General features: G+C 54.9%; 17 protein-coding genes. 7 read left to right on the forward strand and 10 right to left on the reverse strand.

Translation table 11 applies throughout. From position 1 onward, the window contains the following. The first annotated feature begins 15 nt into the window (after window positions 1-15). Window positions 16-1461, forward strand: a complete 1446-nt coding sequence (locus tag OHL22_RS22990; RefSeq protein WP_263342144.1) for an ATP-binding protein — start codon at window positions 16-18, stop codon at window positions 1459-1461. Window positions 1462-1603: 142 nt separating this feature from the next. Here the strand turns inward: OHL22_RS22990 and OHL22_RS22995 are convergent, their stop codons facing one another. Then, a complete protein-coding gene (locus OHL22_RS22995) occupies window positions 1604-2197 on the reverse strand; it encodes a class I SAM-dependent methyltransferase (RefSeq protein ID WP_263342145.1) in 594 nt (197 codons plus the stop codon). 199 nt (window positions 2198-2396) lie between these two features. Between OHL22_RS22995 and OHL22_RS23000 the strand changes: the two genes are divergently transcribed. The 3 genes from OHL22_RS23000 to OHL22_RS23010 all read left to right on the forward strand — a co-directional run bounded on the left by OHL22_RS23000 (window position 2397) and on the right by OHL22_RS23010 (window position 5545). Continuing rightward, window positions 2397-3890 (forward strand): FAD-dependent monooxygenase, encoded by a 1494-nt coding sequence (locus tag OHL22_RS23000; protein ID WP_263342146.1) that lies wholly within the window; start codon window positions 2397-2399, stop codon window positions 3888-3890. Window positions 3891-4240: 350 nt separating this feature from the next. Next, window positions 4241-4564 (forward strand): putative quinol monooxygenase, encoded by a 324-nt coding sequence (locus tag OHL22_RS23005; RefSeq protein ID WP_263342147.1) that lies wholly within the window; start codon window positions 4241-4243, stop codon window positions 4562-4564. Window positions 4565-4660: 96 nt separating this feature from the next. Next, window positions 4661-5545 (forward strand): RNA polymerase sigma factor, encoded by an 885-nt coding sequence (locus OHL22_RS23010; RefSeq protein WP_263342148.1) that lies wholly within the window; start codon window positions 4661-4663, stop codon window positions 5543-5545. Between the two features lie 55 nt (window positions 5546-5600). Here the strand turns inward: OHL22_RS23010 and pdxR are convergent, their stop codons facing one another. Continuing rightward, window positions 5601-7082, reverse strand: a complete 1482-nt coding sequence (gene pdxR, locus OHL22_RS23015) for a MocR-like pyridoxine biosynthesis transcription factor PdxR (RefSeq protein ID WP_263342149.1) — start codon at window positions 7080-7082, stop codon at window positions 5601-5603. 151 nt (window positions 7083-7233) lie between these two features. Between pdxR and OHL22_RS23020 the strand changes: the two genes are divergently transcribed. Continuing rightward, window positions 7234-8076: a DoxX family protein gene (locus tag OHL22_RS23020; RefSeq protein WP_263342150.1), complete on the forward strand. Its 843-nt coding sequence runs from the start codon at window positions 7234-7236 to the stop codon at window positions 8074-8076. Window positions 8077-8748: 672 nt separating this feature from the next. Here the strand turns inward: OHL22_RS23020 and OHL22_RS23025 are convergent. The 4 genes from OHL22_RS23025 to OHL22_RS23040 all read right to left on the reverse strand — a co-directional run bounded on the left by OHL22_RS23025 (window position 8749) and on the right by OHL22_RS23040 (window position 13481). Continuing rightward, window positions 8749-11406 (reverse strand): ABC transporter permease, encoded by a 2658-nt coding sequence (locus OHL22_RS23025; RefSeq protein ID WP_263342151.1) that lies wholly within the window; start codon window positions 11404-11406, stop codon window positions 8749-8751. A gap of 11 nt (window positions 11407-11417) precedes the next feature. After that, window positions 11418-11762, reverse strand: coding sequence for a PadR family transcriptional regulator (locus OHL22_RS23030; protein ID WP_263342152.1), 345 nt, complete (start codon window positions 11760-11762; stop codon window positions 11418-11420). Window positions 11763-12315: 553 nt separating this feature from the next. Then, window positions 12316-12711 carry a (R)-mandelonitrile lyase gene (locus tag OHL22_RS23035; RefSeq protein ID WP_263342153.1) on the reverse strand — a complete coding sequence of 132 codons (396 nt, stop codon included), beginning with the start codon at window positions 12709-12711 and terminating at the stop codon, window positions 12316-12318. 11 nt (window positions 12712-12722) lie between these two features. Further along, window positions 12723-13481: an SDR family NAD(P)-dependent oxidoreductase gene (locus tag OHL22_RS23040; RefSeq protein ID WP_263342154.1), complete on the reverse strand. Its 759-nt coding sequence runs from the start codon at window positions 13479-13481 to the stop codon at window positions 12723-12725. Between the two features lie 129 nt (window positions 13482-13610). Between OHL22_RS23040 and OHL22_RS23045 the strand changes: the two genes are divergently transcribed. Next, entirely contained in the window at window positions 13611-14498 is an 888-nt protein-coding gene (locus tag OHL22_RS23045; protein ID WP_263342155.1) for a LysR family transcriptional regulator, read from the forward strand. Between the two features lie 207 nt (window positions 14499-14705). Here OHL22_RS23045 and OHL22_RS23050 read toward each other — a convergent pair whose 3' ends face one another. Next, the gene (locus tag OHL22_RS23050; protein WP_263342156.1) at window positions 14706-15674 is read right to left on the reverse strand and encodes an RNA polymerase sigma-70 factor; all 969 of its coding nucleotides are present in this window, start codon (window positions 15672-15674) and stop codon (window positions 14706-14708) included. A gap of 143 nt (window positions 15675-15817) precedes the next feature. Between OHL22_RS23050 and OHL22_RS23055 the strand changes: the two genes are divergently transcribed. After that, window positions 15818-16594 (forward strand): SDR family oxidoreductase, encoded by a 777-nt coding sequence (locus OHL22_RS23055; protein ID WP_263342157.1) that lies wholly within the window; start codon window positions 15818-15820, stop codon window positions 16592-16594. Between the two features lie 289 nt (window positions 16595-16883). On the opposite strand, the gene OHL22_RS23060 is transcribed toward OHL22_RS23055, so the two are convergent. The 3 genes from OHL22_RS23060 to OHL22_RS23070 all read right to left on the reverse strand — a co-directional run bounded on the left by OHL22_RS23060 (window position 16884) and on the right by OHL22_RS23070 (window position 19288). After that, on the reverse strand, window positions 16884-17351 hold the full coding sequence (locus OHL22_RS23060; RefSeq protein ID WP_263342158.1) for a VanZ family protein: 468 nt from the start codon (window positions 17349-17351) through the stop codon (window positions 16884-16886). Between the two features lie 544 nt (window positions 17352-17895). Further along, window positions 17896-18624, reverse strand: a complete 729-nt coding sequence (locus OHL22_RS23065) for a hypothetical protein (protein WP_263342159.1) — start codon at window positions 18622-18624, stop codon at window positions 17896-17898. 169 nt (window positions 18625-18793) lie between these two features. After that, on the reverse strand, window positions 18794-19288 hold the full coding sequence (locus tag OHL22_RS23070) for a hypothetical protein (RefSeq protein WP_263342160.1): 495 nt from the start codon (window positions 19286-19288) through the stop codon (window positions 18794-18796). Window positions 19289-19667 lie beyond the last annotated feature (379 nt).

The following is a 19667-nucleotide window of genomic DNA, read 5'->3' on the forward strand; positions in this document are numbered from 1 at the left end:
CGTGGAGAAATCACAATGATCGATGATTTCGAAAGTCGTAATTTCGACCTCAACATTGAGAAGGTGCTTGAGGGCTGGGAAACATGCCACGCAATCAGGGAAGTCATCGCGAACGCTCTTGATGAGCAAGCGCTCACCCGGACAGCAGAAGTTGAGATCAGTCGAAACACTGACGGTGCGTGGCATATTCGCGATTTTGGGCGTGGCTTGAGATACGAACACCTGACCCAAAACGAAAACGAAGAAAAGCTTAAGAATCCCGGCACGGTCATAGGGAAATTCGGTGTGGGATTGAAAGACGCACTCGCAACTTTCAACCGACACAATGTAACCATCCGCATTCGTTCTCGATGGGGTGAGATCACCCTCGACCAAATTCCGAAATCGGGCTTCGCCGATGTAATCACTCTCCACGCTGTTGTCCACCCTGCTCAAGACAGTGTCATGCTTGGCACTGAGGTCATTCTGCGAGGCTTATCCGACGAAGACATATCGAAAGCAAAGAGTTTCTTTTTGAAGTTCTCAGATGAGCCTGTACTTGACCATACCCCTTACGGACAGATACTACAGCGGAACCCAGCTCGGAATGCTCGTATCTACGTCACCGGAATGCTCGTCGCGGAAGAGGAAAATTTTGCCTTCTCATTCAACATCACATCTCTGACTGCAGCGATGCGTAAAGCTCTTAATCGTGAAAGGACCAATGTAGGCCGGAGTGCATACAGTGAGCGCGTTAAGCAAATGCTTCTTGCGTCTAAGTCAACGACCGTTGCGAATACTCTCGTGAATGAGTTGATGAAAATCGAAAGCGGGACAAATCGCGATGAAGTGAAATGGACGGACGTTGCAGTACATGCATCTCAAACCCTCAATGCCTCCGGCGAAGTTGTCTTTGTTACGGCCAAGGATCTTATCTCCTATACGGACGCAATTGATCACGCTCAGGCGGATGGGCTGAGGATTGTCACGTTGCCCGAAAACATAAAGGCCTCTCTCGGCGGGATCAACGACATTCAAGGAAATCCGGTGCGCGATCTCTCCGTCTATCAGGCGGAGCGTGAGCAGAGCTTTAAGTTTGAGTTCATTGGGTATGAATCGCTCAGCAAGCCTGAACGGAATGTCTTCGATCAGTGGCAGACGATAGCTGGTTTTATCGGTGGCCTCCCAGATAGGGTACGAGAAGTGAAAATTTCGGAAACGATGCGTCCTGATTTCTTCACTTCAAATGAAGCGGTGGGCCTCTGGGACCCTGCATCATCGAATATCGTGATAAAGCGCACACAGCTTGCGACGTTGTCGTCCTTTGCCGGAACGCTTCTTCACGAGATAGCTCACGCGCGAAGTGGTTATGGAGATGTTACGCGCGATTTCGAATCTGAGCTTACCCGAATGCTCGGGATTGTGGCTGCCGCCCAGCTTGCGCGGACAAAGGGGCCTTTCTCCAAATGGTTCAGTTCCTAAGTGGGCACTGAGTTGCGGGTCGGTTCTTCTTCGCTGGGTTGCATGGTCTTCGACTCGCTCATCGCGATCTGGTTCCTGGCCGGAGCGCCGTCTTTTGTTTCGGTGCGGAAGACGGAAACTGCGGTGTGAGTCGAGACGAAAGCTACGCTTCTTTGAACGCGTCGAAGTAGTGGTTTTCGCCGATGTCTTCGTACTCAGAGGTGACCGTGAGGCCGGCGGATGCGAGAAGCTTTCTATACTGATCGGCTCCAAGAGAGACGGATTCGACGCCGGTCATAGCGTCGTTCCAAACGCCGGGCCTGGCAGATGCAGTGAACAACAGCCTGCCACCTGGGACCAAAGCCTCAGCGAATCTCTCGATGAGGCGATGCTGCTCTTCAGGCTTGAGAAGAAAGATGAGTCCGACGGCGAGAACTGCGTCAAATGCGCAACCGAAGAAACTTGAGTCCAGAACAGATTCGCAGAGGATGGGAATGCCGGGCAGGTTGCGCTGAAATGCGGCGACGAAGGATGGCGATCCATCGACGGCGAAGACGTTGAGTCTCTCTTCAACAAGCACCACGGTAATGGGAAAGCCGGGACCGCTGCCAAGGTCGAGGACAGAGCTGCCGCGCGGCAGAGTCCGGGCCCATGCGCGGACTTCTTTTACGCCGATCGCGTTAGACCGGGTAGCACCGTTGCCGCGCCGCGTGAGAAATTCGGCGGAGATTGCTTCGTAGCCAGTGGATAAATCCATAGAGCACACGAGTCGATCGTAGTTGAGATCACGGGATAATTAAGGTCTAAAAAAGCTCGTCCACGGATTGGACGAGCCACTGAGGAAATATTTCTCCCCCCATCTTTAAGATATAACGCACCCGGGGGCTTGCGGCAAGGCCCCGGCTATGCTGCATGATCGTGCACTGGAGCAAGCAATCTACGCGACGGGAGACACGATGACGAAGCATGAGGTAGTGATTGCAGGAGCAGGTCCGACGGGGTTGATGCTGGCGGGCGAGTTGGCGCTCGCAGGTGTGGATGTAGCGATTGTGGAGCGGCGTGAGAGCGAGGGTCTTGCGGGATTGCGCGCCGGCGGGCTGCACATTCGCACGATTGAGGTCTTCGATCAGCGGGGCATCGCTGAGCGGTTTCTGTGGGAGGGACACAAGGCTCTCCGTGCGCCATTCGCGCACACTCCTCTTGATATCAGCGATTTACCGACCCGACACAGCTACTTTCTTGCACTGTGGCAGATGCATATTGAGCGCATTCTTGCAGGCTGGGTAGGTGAGCTCGGGATAACTGTCCATCGGGGAGCTTCGGTCACGGCATTCAGGCAGGATGAGGATGGCGTCGATGTGGAGCTGGCTGATGCTGGGCTGCCGGACGGTCGCCAGCTGCGAGCCCAATATCTCGTTGGGTGCGACGGTGGCCGAAGCATCGTGCGGAAGACGGCGAGTATCGAGTTTCCCGGGTGGGATGCAACAGCGAGCTATCTGATCAGCGAAGTTGAGACGGCCGATGAGCCGGAGTGGGGACTACGCCGCGGGACCCACGGCATCAGCGCAATCGCCAAGCTCGACGATGGACGCGCTCGCGTCGTGTTGCACGAAGAACGCATTATGCAAGGTATAGAGCCAACGATAGACGATGTGCGTAATTCGCTTACCGGGGTCTATGGCACAGACTTTGGTCTCCGCAGTGCGAGCCAGATTTCCCGGTTCACGGATATGACTCGCCAGGCGGCGCAGTATCGCGTTGGACGCGTGCTGCTGGCAGGCGACGCCGCGCATGTGCATTCGCCCATGGGCGGCCAGGGGCTGAACCTCGGCGTGCAGGATGCAGTAAATCTCGGCTGGAAGCTGGCGCTGGTGGTGCAAGGGAAAGCTCCGGAGAGCCTGCTCGATACCTACCATGCGGAGCGGCATCCAGTAGGTGCTCGTGTGCTGCGCAATACGATGGCGCTCACGGCAATGGAGCGCAGCGAAGATCGCATCGATGCACTGCGCGCAATGATGGCTGAGCTGATGCAGCAGGATGAGACGCGCAGACGATACTTCGCCATGATGTCAGGGCTGGATGTTCACTATGACATGAGCAATGGCGACACAAGTGAAAGCCATCCACTGCCGGGCAGGAGAATGCCGGATCTGGATGTGACGATCGATGGAGCCACACTGCGCGTCTTCAGCCTGTTGCACGAGGCGCGCGCGGTGCTGCTGAATCTGAGCGAGCCCGGAACATGGGATGTAAGCGCATGGGCGGATCGCGTCAAGCTCGTCAACGCCGCATATGCGGGCGAGTGGGATCTTCCGGTGATTGGCGTGGTAACCGCTCCAAAAGCAGTGTTGATTCGGCCGGATGGGTATGTGGCGTGGGTCGCAGACGCAACCGCGCAAGGGCTAGATGACGCGATGAGCAGGTGGTTTGGACCACCTGCTGCCGCGTAGTGACGGAGAAAAGCGGAGGCGGGGATCCGTCTCCGCTCATTCACAAATTTCACTGGCATTTCATTCGCTTCGCAGGCAATCCATCGGATCAGTTCGCATGGCTTTGCGCGCAGGTACATAGCAGGCAGCTAAAGCAGCAGCGAGCAGTACGCTGGACACGCCGAACAGAGTGATTGGGTCCCCTTGACCGACTCCGTACAGCAATACCTCCCAGCGGAGTGTACTCTCTTCAGACTGAGACGACTTCGTTTGAGCAACGACACTGATTTTTTGCCCGACCGATTCGTTTTCCTTTTCGAAATCGTCTTCATGGTGTCAACACAAAAAACAGCATTCCTGAGGAGAACACCATGACCACAACAATTTCAGCGACAAATAACGTCACTACCCTTATCAACGTCCTCACCGTTGAGCCGGAGAATCAGCAGAAGCTCATCCATCTGCTCCGTGAGAGCACTGAGGGCGTCGTCAGCAAACTCGATGGCTGGATTTCGACCAGCTTCATCGCAGCCCAGGATCTGCGCCATGTAGTCATCTACTCGCAGTGGCGCAACCTCGCATCAGTGGAAGCGATGCAAGCCGATCCTGAAATGATTGCTTACTTTCCGAGGGTCGCAGCCCTGGCCGCGTTCGATAGCTTCGCCGGCGCGGTTGTCTACAACCACCATGCCTGACGCACGGACAGAGAAGAGCATGATGGGCATCCCGGCCAATATAGTCTTGATAAGCGGCGTCAACCGGCGCCTCGGCCGGAGGCTTGCCAACAAGATATGAGTAATGATGCGTGCGCTGCGTTCGAACAGTTGGTGGGCGAGCTTCGCCCAAAGCTCCATCGATACTGCGCACGCATGACAGGCTCTGCCGTCGATGGAGAGGACATCGTCCAGGACGCGCTGATCAAAGCGCTCGCCGCGCTGCCAAATGTCGGAGTCATCGGCAACCCTCAAGGCTGGCTGTTTCGTATCGCCCATAACACCGCGCTCGATTTCCTGCGCAGCCGTGCGCGCGGCCCGGTTCTATTGAATGACGAAGCCCTCGACATGATTGCTGCTCCAGATTCTCCCGGTCAGAATCACGAGATCGCCGCAATCAGCCTGCGAACTTTCATGCGCCTTCCTGCACTCCAGCGAAGCGCGGTGATCCTGAAGGATGTGCTAGGCCACTCAATCGAAGAGGTCGCTTCGATCACTGGTGCAAGTGAGGCCGCTTCAAAATCCGCGCTCCAGCGGGGCCGCGTCCGTTTGCGCGAGATTGCCAGGGAACCGGCGGACGTCCCGCTGCCGATACTTTCAGATAGGATGCGCGCCCGGCTAACCATCTATGTCGAAGGATTCAAGATCGGAGACTTCGACACCGTCCGCGCGATGCTGGCTGACGACGTCAAACTCGACCTTGTCGCGAAGCTGCGCAAGCAAGGAACGAGCGAGGTTGGGGAATACTACACAGCCTACGCAGCCGCCAAACAGTGGGCTTACGCAGCCGGAGTTGTTGATGGCCGGCCCGCAATGGTTGTATACGACCGCAACGTCTCGCTGGAAGCGCCCGCTTATTTTGTCGCGCTCGATTTTGATGGCGACCGCGTGGTTTCAGTCCATGACTTTCTCTATGCGCGGTATGCGATGGATGGCATCGACTTGTCGCTCCTCTCGGAATGAACCATCGCGCAAGAGAGATCACGCAAGAGAGATCATAGGACGAATTCAATAAACTTCAACCTCGTCGCCCGCTGGGCTCTTTGCTGAACGCCTTTGCGAGCTGGATGAGCGCTTTCCGTATTGCCGGCTCCGGGTAGGCCGCAAATCCAAGAACCACTCCCTTCGGATCGGGATGTTTGAAGGTATATCGATCGACGCCGAGCGCTTCTATGCCTTGGACGGCAGCTGCTTTTTCCGCTTGCCGTGAGGTCATTCCATTTGTCAGGAATCCAATTGTGTAGAGACCGGCCTGGACGTTGGAGATATCAAGCAACCCGCTTAAATGTTGTTTGCCTCCATCGATCATTGCGGCGAGACGGCTGCCGTACAGCTCACGCATGCGCCGCATATGGCGTGCGAAATGGCCCTGCACAATGAATTCGCAAAGAATTGCCTGATCCACATGCGAATTCCGAAAGTCGGTTTGATAGCGAAAGGCTAAAAAGCAGTCAACCAGCGATGGCGGCAATACAACATAGCCCAACCGTAACGACGGGAACAGTGTCTTGCTGAATGACCCGATCAGGATTACGTTCGAATAATTGTCGAGGCTATGCAGCGAAGGCACAGGTTGTCCTTCGAACCGGAATTCACTGTCATAGTCATCTTCGATAATGAAGGCGCCAGTGCGTTTGGCCCACTTGAGAATGGCCATCCGCCGCTCCAGCGACATCGTCACTCCCTGCGGAAACTGGTGGGCCGGGGTCAGATAAACTCCCCTGGCATGCGGACAGATTGTTTCCCCGGCGGAAACCAACAGGCCCTCCTCGTCCACCGGTACAGGAATGATCTCGGCCCCGACATTGCCAAAAGCAATCGTGGCCCCAAAGTATCCAGGGTCCTCCATCCACACCTGGTCGTGCTCCTTGAGCAGCACACGCGCTAACAGATCAAGCGCCTGCTGCACTCCGGAAACGATGAAGATTTGTTCCGGGTTGCATCGCACGCCACGAGTCGCGCGCAAATAGTCTGCAATCGCATCGCGCATTGGCCGATATCCACGCACATCAGCCTCTGTCTCAAGCCACGAGCCGAAGTTTCTCGCGTATCGTGCAGCAATGCGCCCCCAAACCTTCGCAGGGAACGCCTTCGTGTCCGGTGCCCCTATGCGGAACGGGCGGACACCTCTTGTAAAAGGCAAATCGACTAAGGGCCTCGGCAGCTTGTGGGTTGCAATTGCGCGGCGAACGTAAGCCGGAGGAGTCACACTCATTTGCCGCGCAGGCCGCACGACCGACACCCGATTCACCAAAGTCCCAACGCCAACACGGCTCGTAACATACCCCTCGGCCTGCAAGCGTTCGAAAACGCTGACTACAGTTCCCCTCGAAAGCCCATATTGGCTCGCAAAATCTCTCGACGCCGGCAGTCTGGTGCCCGGCGCAAGCCGGCCTTCAAGAATGGCGCTCCGCAACTCTCCATAGAGCCAGCCCGTTAACGTCTGATCCTGCGGACGGCTATCCAAAGTGAATTCGAACGAGCTGACGGTCTTGGGCATCGGCTTCCCCCAATTGGTCTAACCATATTAGATGAAAATGGCTCTATTCAGAGTACCAAGTCCACCATACCATCAGCTCCATGGGGTGTGAATGCACCTTCCCACCCCGCTGAAGGCTACGGCCTGCTGCGCTCATAAGGAGGTTGAACAAGTGAAGGTCGGAGTCTATTTATACGGCTTGGCAACAATGGCATTCGGTATCTTGGATCTGATCTGGGGTCAATTCGACAGCTCCCATCAACCGATACAATCCCTCGGCGGCCACATCCCTGGCCTGCTGTTCCTTGTGTACCTCACCGGTGCCTGGATGATTGCGGCTGGCTTGGCAATCGTATGGCGTCGAACCGCACGGATAGGCACCGCGGCATCAGCCATCATCTATTTGATTTTCATCGTATTCTGGCTGCCTCGCTTCTACGCTGCGGTTCACACCCTTGGTTGGCGGCTTGATATCCTGGCTGGCCTGCTGTTCGTGATCGGTCAGGAGTTGTTCTTGATCGCACCGGCAGTAATCATTTACTTCTCGATTGCACCAAACGAATTCGTATCGCAATACAAAGCAGCGATCGCCGCTCGGTGGATGCTTGGGCTGCCTCCAATCTTCTTCGGTCTGGACCATCTCATCGGCATTCGCATCTTCGCAGGCATAGTGCCCCACTGGCTGCCATTTGCAACTGCGTGGACCGTCGTAACAGGCATCGCGTTTATCCTTGCGGGCGGCGCAATTTGCCTGAAAGTATTCGATGTCCTCGCCGCCAGGCTTCTTGCCTTGATGCTCCTTCTCTTTGAGTTTCTTGTTGAGATACCTCCGGTATTTGTGCGATCGCACAGCGAGCAGGCATGGGGAGCCGCTGTTTACAACCTGGCAGCCATCGGGGCATTATGGATTTTCGCTGCATTCGTCGTAAGCCTCCAAACAGATTCGCAAAAGACAAACCACGCCGAGCATCGCGCCAATGCACGTTTGACAGAGAGCCTCGCATCCGGATCTTAGAGTCAATTTCATATCAAATCCAAGAATCGAATCCAGAACATGTCCCTTGAAACGCCCATGTCAGATGATTGCGACCAATGCCCCGAAGCTTTGTAAGCCCGGTCGCAGAGGTGGCTGGAGAATTTCATTGCGAATGCAGTATCTACCAGCAGTCGGTCAAGTCAACATAAGCCGACTTTTCAGGCGCTATTGAAACTTCATGTGAAAGCGAATGTCGTCTAGCGCGTCCTGGGCGCTGGATTTGACTAGCGGATCATCTCGCAACTCGGACAACCTCTGGAGTACAACTTCAAGATCGAGTTGACGGTGAATCCTTGCAAGGTGTCCGAAGCATGTAGCCGAATTCCATCGCACTGTTGCAGACGGATGGTGACTGAAAGCTAGACACTTTTCCTGCACCCATCTCCAATCTGGATCGTAGAAAGCGGCGCTGAGTAGCGCATTGCTGATATCTGTTTCGTCCTCGCTTCGGAGAAGAGTTTCCAGTTCCTCCCGATTGCGCTCAATGACCGCTTGGTACTTCAAGTGTCTCTCCTCACATCAACAGTACGCGCTGTTCCTGATAAACGCCGTTATCGCAAGTTGCGACGGATTTGGGTTTACGCGAAATCGTCGTTCCCAAGAGACTAAAGCGCCAATCCTATTCAGCCACGAATTGCCTCTACGCCACTATCACTCCGCACGCAGGGTTTGTATCGGATCCATTTGCGACCCACGTCGCGCGGGTATCCAAACTGCAATCAGAGCCACGCTGCTCAAGAGAATCGGCACGGTAATCAATACGGCCGGGTCCCAACTCTTCACTCCGAACAGAAAGCTTGCTATCAGATGGGTCAGAGTCATCGCCACACCCACTCCAATGACTGCTCCGGCAAGCGCCAAACGCATTCCTTGCCAGATCACCATATTTCGGATTTTTTGGCGATCGGCTCCGAGCGCCATTCTGACACCGATCTCCTGCGCTCGCTGCTGAACAGAGTAGGCCATGAGCCCGTAAATGCCGATGGCTGCCAGAAGCAATGCCGACGCTCCAAAGATGGAGAGCAATTGCATATCGAAATTCTGCCGTGCGATCGAGAGGGATACGATGTCCCGCATGGTGCGAGTCCCCGACGTTGGAATACCTCCACTAGCCTCTAACAATTGCTCTTTGACGCTTGCGGTGAGCTGCTGCGGCTCGACGCTCGTGCGCAGCGCCCAGTGGATGGGCTCCATCCGATCGCTGATGTCAGTTATGCCATCCGGAACCTGCGCCTGCGGAACGATCGCCATCGGCTGAACGGTAGCGTCTAGTCCATCGGACAAAATATCTCCCACGATGCCGACGACCTGGCGCGGCCGATCGGCGAACATCGGCGGCATCCCTTTTCCCAATATGATTTGCTGGCCCAGCGGATTCTGCCTGGGCCAAAACATTTTGCTCATCGTCTGGTTAATGATCACTACCGAGGGCGCCGTTCCGCTGTCGTTCTGGTTGAATTCTCTTCCGCGAAGAAGCGGAATTTGGAAAACCGAAAAGTATCCGGGCGAAACAGCGAGCCACTCGGCAGAGCCTGTGTTCGGCGCGCTTCCTGCCGGCCGCCCCAGGACATCCACCGGAATTCGATGCACCGCTTGCAAGGGTAGAGAAACGGTGGAAGCGGAGTTCAATACCCCGGGGAGTGCGTTCATTCGCTGGCGGGCATCGCTCACCAGCTGAGCCACGGGAGCAGTCTGATGAAAGCGTGGCCCGGTCAGCGCCATCTGCATTGTGAGGACGTTGTGCGAACTGAACCCCGGATTGACGGACTGGAGTGCGACAAACGTTCGGATAAACAATGCCGCGCATATTGAGAGCACAACCGCCAGCGCTGCCTCACCGATCACCAGCAGCGACCTGGCTCGTTGCTGATGAAAACCGGTTCCCGCAGTCCGGCCGCTCTCTTTCAATGCAGTGCCTAGATCCAAGTTAGATGCGCCGCGCGCGGGAGCCAGACCGAAGGCCAGACCTGTGAGCACAGACAAAGACAAGGTAAAGGCGAGCACACGCCAATCCAGCCCGACAGCTGAGCCATTGACGCCCAAGCGAGGAATATCTCCCGAACTAACGGCCAGGAGAAGACGCACGGCCAATTCGCCTAGTCCTAGTCCGAGCAAACCGCCGATCAGCGAAAGAAGCACGCTCTCCGTCAGCAATTGACGGACGATCCTCCCTTGCGACGCTCCCAGGGAGGCGCGAATGGCGAACTCGCGCTTGCGGCCTGAGGCGCGAATCAATTGCAAATTGGCCAGGTTGGCACATGCAATCAAAAGAACGAAACCGACCGCTCCAAGCAAAAGCAGCAGAGAGGAACGTGAGTTGCTTACGATGGCGTCTTGCAGTGGGCGCACCACAAAGTACATCCGCGGGTTTACGGCTGGGTATCTGCGGCGAAAGTTGACCGCCGCGAGCTTCAACTGAGCGTTAGCCTGACTGAGCGTCACACCCGGCTTCAGTCTGCCCACGACTCTGAAAAACGGCGTAACGTCTGTGCTGTTGGGATCTGCCTGCAATGGCAGCCAAAGGTCGGCCCCAAGTTCTGTCTGAAATTGCTGGCTGACTACGCCGATCACTGTGTAAGGGTCGCCGCCCAACGAAATGCTTTTGCCCAGAATGCTTGGATCCGAAGCGAAGTGATTCTTCCACAGGCTGTAACTCAAGACAGCCGTGCGGCCGCCGTTTAGATTTTCCTCTGCGGAAGTAAAAGTGCGCCCGAGGGTTGTTTGCGCGCCGAATAAATGAAAATAGTTCTCCGTAACGTGAAGCCCATGGACGACCTCGGGGTGATCGCCCGTAAGGTTCAAACCAATGCTATCCGTGTCGGAGGCAGAGAGATCCTGAAACAGGTTGCTCTGCTCCTGCCAAAAGTGGAATTCAGGAATCGAGACAGCCGCGAACTCTCTCTGCCCATCGGTCTCAAAGAAGAGAGCGAGGCGGTCCGGCTCTGGATAGGTGAGCGGTTTGAGAAGAACAGTGTTGACCACGGAGAAGATAGCAGTGGTCGCGCCAATCCCCAATGCGAGCGTGGCCAACGCGGTTAGAGTGAAGGCAGGCGATGCCATGAATTGTTGCAATGCAAGCCTCAGATCCGCCCACACGCTTTCCAGTTTTGGCCATTGCCACACTTCACGGCTGCGCTCTTCGATTCGCGTCACGTTGCCAAATTCAAGCCGCGCGGCTCGCGAAGCCTCTTCCCGCGACATACCCTTCTCCATCAAGACTTCGATCTTTTCTTCCAGGTGCTCTCGAATCGACTGAGAGACTTCGGCGTAAAGTCGATCGCGACGGAAGATTCGCTTGAGCCAGACCATGAGGACATCTCCTAGGTTTTGCTGATCGCCAGCACTCGGTTGATCCCGGCAAACATCCTCTCAAAGCTGGAGAGCTCCTGTTCGAGGTGCTTTCTGCCCAGCGCCGTCAGCTTGAAGATTCGCACTGGCCGATTTCTGGCAGAAATGCCCATTGCGGATTCCAGCCAACCCGCCTTCAACATTCTCTGCAAAGCAGGATAGAGAGAGCCTTCTTCGATTTGCAGCAAATCGTCGGAAAGGTTCTTGATGTGTTGGGCAATGGCATATCCATGCATCGGCTTGGCCCGGAGCGTCTGCAAGATCATCATTTCCAGAGCCCCTGGAAACAGGTCGCGGTGTTGCGAGTCTCTCGTCATGCAGGAACGTTGATACTATATCGAAAAGACTATTGTCAACATAGCCTTGATCAGCTGAACTGCTGATCCGGAAGAAGATCGTATCGAGCTTTGGCAGCTCGTCGCGGCTGAGTGACGCAAAGGCCACACATCGGTCCCCAGCAATCTCGTATTTACAGATAAGCCGCGGTGCAAATGGCGGAATCACCGGCTTCACGAAAGGTGAGCTTTGACAATTGACTTGCTACGAAGTTCTCGGCGAGTGGTAAATCGCCGAGTCACTCACCGAGCCGGATAGATTCTCAAGGGCAGCTTATGTTGACCTGACCGCGCCGGTAGATACTGCATTTGCAAGGAATGCTGGCAGCGATCTCTGCGGCTACGCGTACCAAACGACCGGCCGGTGATCGCAATAATCAACCTAAGTGCGTCTATCGGTACCAACCAACGGAAGGAAAGAAGCCATCCTGTTCACAAACTATTTCAAGAACAGATAAGATGTCCGGCCGTACAGAGATCGCCGCTGTGCAGACCAACCGAATATCAGTCGCGGATTCCTGCCTAACGTGACGGCTTATTTCCTGTACTGTTGGTCGCTGACTTTTTCCATCCAATCGACTACCTTGCCATCAAGTTTTTCCTGAATGGCGATGTGACTCATCGCCGTTTTAGCGCTGGCGCCGTGCCAGTGCTTTTCACCTGGGGAAAACCAGACTACGTCACCGGGGCGGATTTCCTGCACGGCTTCCCCTTCCTTCTGCACCCACCCAAGGCCGGACGTAACAATGAGAGTCTGTCCCAGGGGGTGCGTGTGCCAGGCTGTGCGTGCGCCCGGCTCAAAGGTAACGCTGGCACCACTGACACGGGCCGGTTCGATTCGATCAAATAAAGGATCGATCCTGACGGTTCCGGTGAACCAGTCTTCCGGACCCTTTATTGACGGCTGCGAGCCGCTGCTTCGAATTTCCATAGGCCTCCTTTTTAGTGCGCGACGAAACCACCGTCTACTGGAAGTGCTACACCCAGGACAAAGGAAGAAGCTGAACTGCACAGCCACAGCACGGCAGCCGCAATTTCTTCCGGCTTGCCCATGCGGCCTATAGGCTGCTGTTTCAGGAATTCCTGCATCGCCGACGGATCGATCCCGTCGCCCATTGGCGTCTCAATGCAGCCCGGACAGATGGCGTTTACACGGATGCCTTGGGCTGCAACATCTAACGCCGCGCTTTTGGTGAGGCCAATTACGCCGTGTTTAGTCGCGTGGTAGGCTGCACGACCGGGCAGACCAACCAGACCGCCTAGAGATGAGCAATTCACGATCGCGCCGCTGCCCTGCTTTTTCATCTGGATAAGCTCGTGCTTCATGAACGTCCAGACACCGCGAAGGTTTACAGCGTTTACTTCGTCGTATCCTTCCCCTGTTTCTTCCACCAAGGGACACATCGGACCCAGAATGCCAGCATTGTTGTAGGCCATGTCAAGGCTGCCGTATTCGGTCACGGCTTGTTCGACTGCTGTTTTTGCCAGCTGCTCGCCGGATACGTCGCCAGCGAGCATGAGTGCCTTGCCGCCTGCGCCGGTGATTTCGTCGACGAGGCTGTTGAGTTTTTCCTGGTCGCGATCGACCAACATTACTGCCGTGCCGGATTCTGCAAACGCTTTCGCTGCCGCACGCCCCAGGCCGGAAGCTGCTCCAGTGACAATTGCAACCTGCCCTGAAAAGTCATATTTGGGGTTCATTGTTCTCCTGCCAATCTCGGATCTTCCACTTTCACGCCGATGATGATTACCGGCACTACAGAAGATAGATGTTTTGTCTCATGTATGGAAGCTTGCTATATAGATAGGCTTCATGAGTATTATGCATAAATGATTCGAGATAAACTTCCCGAGTTGGCTGCGTTTGCAACTGTTGCCCAAGAGCGCAGTTTCACACGCGCTGCCCTGAGGCTTGGGATGTCACAATCTGCATTGAGCCACTCGATGCGTGGGCTTGAAAAGCGACTTGGAGTGCAACTCCTGGCCCGGACGACACGTAGTGTTTCGCCCACGGCGGCCGGCGCTGCACTGTTGCAGGAGCTCGCGCCCGCCCTGGAACGTATCGAGCGATCAGTGGCGGAGACACGCAAGCAACGCGAGAAACCGGCTGGAAGAATTCGCGTTATCGTTCCGAGACTGGTTGCTCAAATGGTGATCTTGCCGAAACTAGCCTCTTTTGCACGCACCTACCCGGAGATCGTGTTGGAAGTGACGACCTCGAACGATCCCGTTGATCTGGTGGCCGCTGAATATGATGCTGGCATTCAGCTCGGCGAGTTCATCCAGCGGGACATGATCGCGGTTCGAGTCACAAAAGAGATGCGCCTTGCGATTGTCGGGTCTGCCGACTACTTCGAGTCCAATCCCATACCGCGTCACCCGCAAGATTTGAAAGATCACTCATGCATCGGATTTCGATTCAGTAATGGGCTTTACCGGTGGGAGTTCGAAAAGGGCCGCAAGTTGGTCACGGTCAGCCCGCAAGGCCACGCATCATTCGATGATCCTGAGTTGGTAATCCAGGCTGTTGAAGCTGGCTTGGGAATTGGCTCATCCATGGAGGAACCTTTAGCCCATAAGATTTCCAGTGGTCACCTGGTGCAGGTCTTGAAGGATTGGTGTCCTGTGTTTCCGGGATATTTCCTCTACTATCCGAGTCGTCGCAATCAACCGACAGCTTTATCTGCACTGATCAACACGCTTCGGTATACCGACTGACCTTTCTCATCGCTACGCAACATAATGATTGCGTAAATAACGAAAAGCCAGCTTATGTCGATTTGACAATCTGCCGGTAGATACTGCATTCGCAATGAGATCCGCAGCCACCTCTACTACCTGGCATACAAAACTACGGGCAGCGGTCGCAATCATCTGCCACGCGCGTTTATGAGCACTGGTGTTTGAGCTTCTCTCAAACCTTGTTTACCTTGGGGCTGAGATCGCAGCAAGCTTGCTGGGCCTCATGATCCACATGATTTGATTAATGCCTTCGGCGGAAGCATCAATCGTCCCCAGCGCTCCGGGGATGCCATCGCGCGAGATAAGAACGGCTGCCTGTCCATTGACTTCAACCCATGAAACCGTCACACCCATCCAGAAATGCCAAGCAAAAGAAGCATAGAATTTTGCAACATGCTGGCGACCAGACACTGGAGCACGAGCCGCTGTTCGAACGACGCCTCCACCATCCGAGTAAGAGACAACATCTTCAGTGAATAAGGACTCCAGCGCGGCTACGTCTCCTTTTTGGGCTGCACTGACAAAGGCCTCGAGAAGACGCCGCTGCTCTTGTGGACTGACTGATCCGCGCCGCCCTTCAGAGATGTGCTTGCGAGCGCGGGAGACGAGTTGACGGCTATTTTCCTCTTCAATTTGTAAAACATCCGCGATTTCGCGATGCGAGTAATCGAAAGCTTCGCGCAAAATATAGGCAGCGCGCTCTGTCGGAGACAGTTTCTCGAGCAGCAGCAGGATAGCGAGCCCCAATGCTTCCTGGCGCTCCGCACCTAGCGCCGGATTGCTGCTGGTGTCGACGGGTTCGGGAAGCCAAGGGCCAGCATAGGTTTCTCGACGTGATTTTGCGCTTTGGGCGAAATTGATACACATTCGCGTGGTGGTGGTGGCCAAAAACGCCGTCGCGTTCTCAACAACACTTCGATCGGTAGCCTGCCACCGCAACCATACATCTTGAATTATGTCCTCGGCTTCCGCGGCGCTTCCGAGCATTCGGTAAGCGATGCCAAAGAGGCGCGGCCGCGCCCCGAAGAAGGCGCCGAGATCATCGTTTTGCGCGATCCCTTTCACGGCAAAATTGTACTGCTTGCGTGTTGCTGTGCCAGGCGCGGACACGCCCAGGAATGCCAGCGACACAAACACGGGGATTGAAGGCAACGAACCACAAGATTGCCTGTGCATGATTGGAGAGCGCCATAATTTTTGAAGGAGAATTGACAGCCGTTGTCACGAACGCACGGGCTATTCGGTCTTAGTGGGTAAAGCCGGTTTAGAAACCTACCGGCAGAGAGAGGGCAATCATGAAAATCGTAATAGTTGGTGGTTCTGGACTCATTGGATCCAAGCTCGTCGAAAAGCTCGGACAGCATGGTCACGAAGTTGTGCCTGCATCGCCTAAGACCGGCGTCAACAGCATTACTGGCGAGGGGGTCGCAGATGCGCTCAAAGGCGCTTCGGCTGTCGTCGATGTAACGAATTCCCCTTCATGGGAGGACGCAGCAGTAATGAACTTTTTCGAGACATCGACGCGTAATCTCCTCAACTTTGAAGCGGCCGCAGGCGTAGGGCACCACATCGCTCTATCGGTCGTGGGAACTGAGCGTCTCATCGAAAGCGGATTCTTTCGCGCAAAACTGGCTCAGGAAAACCTAATCAAGGCTTCTTCGATTCCTTATACGATCGTCCGCGCGACACAGTTCTTCGAGTTCTTAAAGCAGATTGCAGATTACTCCACAGTGGGCAACGAGGTGCATCTGCCCTCTGCGCTTTTTCAGCCTATGGCAGCTGACGATGTAGCTACCGCACTGGCCAAAATCTCAACGAGTTCACCGATCCATAACACTGTTGAAGTCGGAGGCCCGGAGCAGTTTGGTTTGGATGAGCTCGTACGACGGTATATGCAGGCGCGCGAGGATCCACGTGAAGTAATCTCCGATCAGAATGCTCGCTACTACGGGATCGCAGTAAGCGAGAGAGCACTGCTTCCCGATGACCCGCAACTGGGTGAGACGCATTTCGAGGACTGGCTCAATCTGTCAGAAAAACAATCGTCAAAGCCGTCTCTGCAGCCGGTATAAGAAGGCGTGGTCATTTGTCGAACGAGCCACAGGAGCACGAATCGGCTCGATCTCGCTCCCTGCATGACTGAGAGTCGTGCAGGGAGAAAATCTACTCGTCAATTCGCCTAGTGAGGCGAGATTCATTGATTGAACGAGAATGACGATTCGGCTGGTGTTGACCTGACCGTCTGCTGGTAGACACTGCATTCCCAAGGAAATCCGCGAGCTATCTCTGCGACCACGCGTACCAAACCACCGACGAGTGATTGCAATGATCAACCTAACGGCGTTTATAAGGACTGAAGAGCTATCCCAGGCGGGGTTGCGCCCGCCGCTTGAACATTACAAACACTCCGTAGCCGACAATGACGCCGAATGCGTTTAGGATCACGTCGTCAACGTCGAAGATGCCGACACGGAAAACAACCTCCATCACCTCGCAGGTTAGCCCGGTGACAACTCCGAGGACGAGTGCCCTCTGCCATGAGATAGATCGAAAAACAAATGGAGCGAGAAGTCCTATCGGCATAAACGGGATGATGTTCCCGATCAAGTTCACCATGTCTATAAAGTGATTCCCGTGGCCAATAAGTTGAGGAACAATGGTCTTGAACGGGACGAAGTTGCCAGGACCTGTGTGAGGACCGGCAAACCTGAACCTCAGGTGTCCTATACGAACGATAGGTATGGCCTTGAAGACCACGAACTTGATCAGAATTGCGCTATATGCGATGAGAGCACACGCCGCCAGCCAACGCGTTCGTTTCGCCTTCATGCCACCCCTCAACAGACGCTAGGATTTCTCAGAGTGAGCTACACATCATAGTTTCACAGTCTGCGTGAAGCGTCAGTTCTGTCCCCTGAAACGGGCTCGCCGCATGATCGTGGTCACTGCTTCGCAGCTTTGTAAGCCAAGCCGCAGAGATCGCTGGCAGTATTCCTTGCGAATGGAGTGGCCACCGGCAAGCGGCCAGGTCAACATTAGCTGCCCCTTGAGAATCTACCCGGCTCGGTGAGTGACTCGGCGATAATGCAATCATTGAATCCACGTTAAGGCGGCTGCCTCGGCTCATGGCGGAATGGATACGCATCTTCCAGGCCGCGCTCCCGCTTTCCTATACACTCGCTGACAAGTCCACCGATAGACCTAAAGAGGCGTTGGTGTGGGATGAGTCCGAAGGCGTCTAGTAAACGGGAGAGCGTTTCCGGTAGCGGTGCCAATACCCGATACCTATCTCAAATCTCTAACTTTGAGCAAGGTTATGTCACCTGAAGTGGTTACCACCAGCCGGCGGGAAATTGCGATCGATTCCGTAGGCTCATTTTCCAGGCTCGTATAAAGCTTGCAGGAACGATGGCGGTGGGACTTCAGCATTGACGCCCGCAATCATATGAGCCTGAAACCAGGTATATTCCGGGCTTCCCGCCAGTTTTTCGTAGTTGTGGTTGAAGTACGCTTCTGGGTCCTGTCCGGATGGAACAGGATTCGGACTGCCAGCAAGAATGTGATCAAACCCTGAGGCCAGGCTCTCCATGAGTTGTGGATTCACTTCGCGCCAATAAGCCGCGGCAATCCGATTTGCATCGTATTCAACCCTATAATGGCTTCGTCCCACATTTGCATTTACGCAAGTCTGCCACCAGTGTCCCATCTCATGAATAAAAACCCAGCTGTGAGTGCCCCGTTCAAAAATTACCTGTGCAGCCTCGTCTGAAGCATTTGGCCCCGCAAGGCTCATAAACAGGGTCTTTTCTTGATGCTTGAACTGGGACCATAGAGGGGTTCGCAAGGTATTCGTTTCGGGGTCGTAATTTCCGAAAGACGCAATATCGGTAAGGACAATTGTCGGCGGCTGAATCCTGCACTTAATCCCTGATTTCTCTGCCTTTGTCACGAAAGCGTCTCTCAATTCCGTCAAACGGTCGGGTATTGTTTGATTCGGTTGATCATGGGTAGGAGCCGGAGACTGTGACCACGCAGTCACGTGCCCAAGAAGGATGAGAACAGACAACCACATGATCGCCCTCCGGCTGTCGAGAATCTTCATCTCTTCACCTATTATTTGCTTGTCGTTCTCACGCACAGCCGACGTACCAGGACTGAAGGAAGAGCAAAAGACGGCTACTTGGCGATGTACGTGAACCTTCCACCAATTGTCGGCACATGCTGGACACAGCAAACAGTCGCTGGGCATCCCTTCCCGGACGAAGCATGAATCAGAACTTCGGGACCAGTTGCTTTGTGCCGAAATCGGCCAGCTTTTCTTTAGGCACCGTGGGAAGCTTTTTATCCAGCGTCATAGTCAGCACCATGACGGCTTTTCCTTTGAGGATGGAAAGCTTCTCTGATTTGTAATTGCCTGAGTTGTTATCCAAGCCGAAGACCGCTTTGTCTCCTACGCCGGTCACGAGGCTCTCACCGGGTTGGAGGTTTTGCCCAAGCCCGTACATCTGCACATTCACATCGGGCGCGTAATAGATGCTGATCTCGATATGTTTTGGCGTCTGCGTCGCGTAGTCGCAGGTGCCCGCAGTCGTTCCCATAGCCGAATTGACAGTGAACGTCACCGGCGCGCCAAACCAGGCGCTGGCGGCAGCGTTGACCGCGGCGGCATCGATCTTTTTGCACGCGTCGATTCTTGCTTGCGCACCGGCGGTGAGGCATCCAGCCAACATTGCAGCACCCAGCAGTTGCATAGAGCGAATGAGCATTCAATTCTCCTGAACGAGTTTGAAGTTTCTAAGCAAGCCTGGCATGCGCTATCGAAGACTCGATAAACCTGCCTGCAGCCGGTAGCGATGCTATCTTCGTACATCCCCCAGGAGCAAGCGGAAAACGGAGGGAGCCGCGCGTCCGGTCGCTCCCCGTCGCCGCTCAACGCCGGCGATCCGAACACCTACTTCATCGACGGAGACAAAGGCTTTATCGATTATCCGTTCCTTCCAAATAACGCGAATATCGATAAATGGGATGAGCAGGTCCTCCGCAGGAGGAGCAGACTGTTCCCATGAAGAAGCCTACGCAACACCTCATCGCAGAAGTACCCCGTAAGCGTGGCCAGGTAGAGCTGACGATCGGCATCGACCTTGG

This window comes from Acidicapsa dinghuensis (genome assembly GCF_025685685.1).
GTDB lineage: Bacteria > Acidobacteriota > Terriglobia > Terriglobales > Acidobacteriaceae > Acidicapsa > Acidicapsa dinghuensis.

What these genes read in the sequence shown, in the direction of transcription:
- OHL22_RS22990 (WP_263342144.1), top strand. Translation starts at nt 16, where the DNA reads ATGATCGATGATTTCGAAAGTCGTAATTTCGACCTCAACATTGAGAAG.
- OHL22_RS22995 (WP_263342145.1), bottom strand. Translation starts at nt 2,197, where the DNA reads ATGGATTTATCCACTGGCTACGAAGCAATCTCCGCCGAATTTCTCACG.
- OHL22_RS23000 (WP_263342146.1), top strand. Translation starts at nt 2,397, where the DNA reads ATGACGAAGCATGAGGTAGTGATTGCAGGAGCAGGTCCGACGGGGTTG.
- OHL22_RS23005 (WP_263342147.1), top strand. Translation starts at nt 4,241, where the DNA reads ATGACCACAACAATTTCAGCGACAAATAACGTCACTACCCTTATCAAC.
- OHL22_RS23010 (WP_263342148.1), top strand. Translation starts at nt 4,661, where the DNA reads ATGAGTAATGATGCGTGCGCTGCGTTCGAACAGTTGGTGGGCGAGCTT.
- pdxR (WP_263342149.1), bottom strand. Translation starts at nt 7,082, where the DNA reads ATGCCCAAGACCGTCAGCTCGTTCGAATTCACTTTGGATAGCCGTCCG.
- OHL22_RS23025 (WP_263342151.1), bottom strand. Translation starts at nt 11,406, where the DNA reads ATGGTCTGGCTCAAGCGAATCTTCCGTCGCGATCGACTTTACGCCGAA.
- OHL22_RS23030 (WP_263342152.1), bottom strand. Translation starts at nt 11,762, where the DNA reads ATGACGAGAGACTCGCAACACCGCGACCTGTTTCCAGGGGCTCTGGAA.
- OHL22_RS23035 (WP_263342153.1), bottom strand. Translation starts at nt 12,711, where the DNA reads ATGGAAATTCGAAGCAGCGGCTCGCAGCCGTCAATAAAGGGTCCGGAA.
- OHL22_RS23040 (WP_263342154.1), bottom strand. Translation starts at nt 13,481, where the DNA reads ATGAACCCCAAATATGACTTTTCAGGGCAGGTTGCAATTGTCACTGGA.
- OHL22_RS23045 (WP_263342155.1), top strand. Translation starts at nt 13,611, where the DNA reads ATGATTCGAGATAAACTTCCCGAGTTGGCTGCGTTTGCAACTGTTGCC.
- OHL22_RS23055 (WP_263342157.1), top strand. Translation starts at nt 15,818, where the DNA reads ATGAAAATCGTAATAGTTGGTGGTTCTGGACTCATTGGATCCAAGCTC.
- OHL22_RS23060 (WP_263342158.1), bottom strand. Translation starts at nt 17,351, where the DNA reads ATGAAGGCGAAACGAACGCGTTGGCTGGCGGCGTGTGCTCTCATCGCA.
- OHL22_RS23065 (WP_263342159.1), bottom strand. Translation starts at nt 18,624, where the DNA reads ATGAAGATTCTCGACAGCCGGAGGGCGATCATGTGGTTGTCTGTTCTC.
- OHL22_RS23070 (WP_263342160.1), bottom strand. Translation starts at nt 19,288, where the DNA reads ATGCTCATTCGCTCTATGCAACTGCTGGGTGCTGCAATGTTGGCTGGA.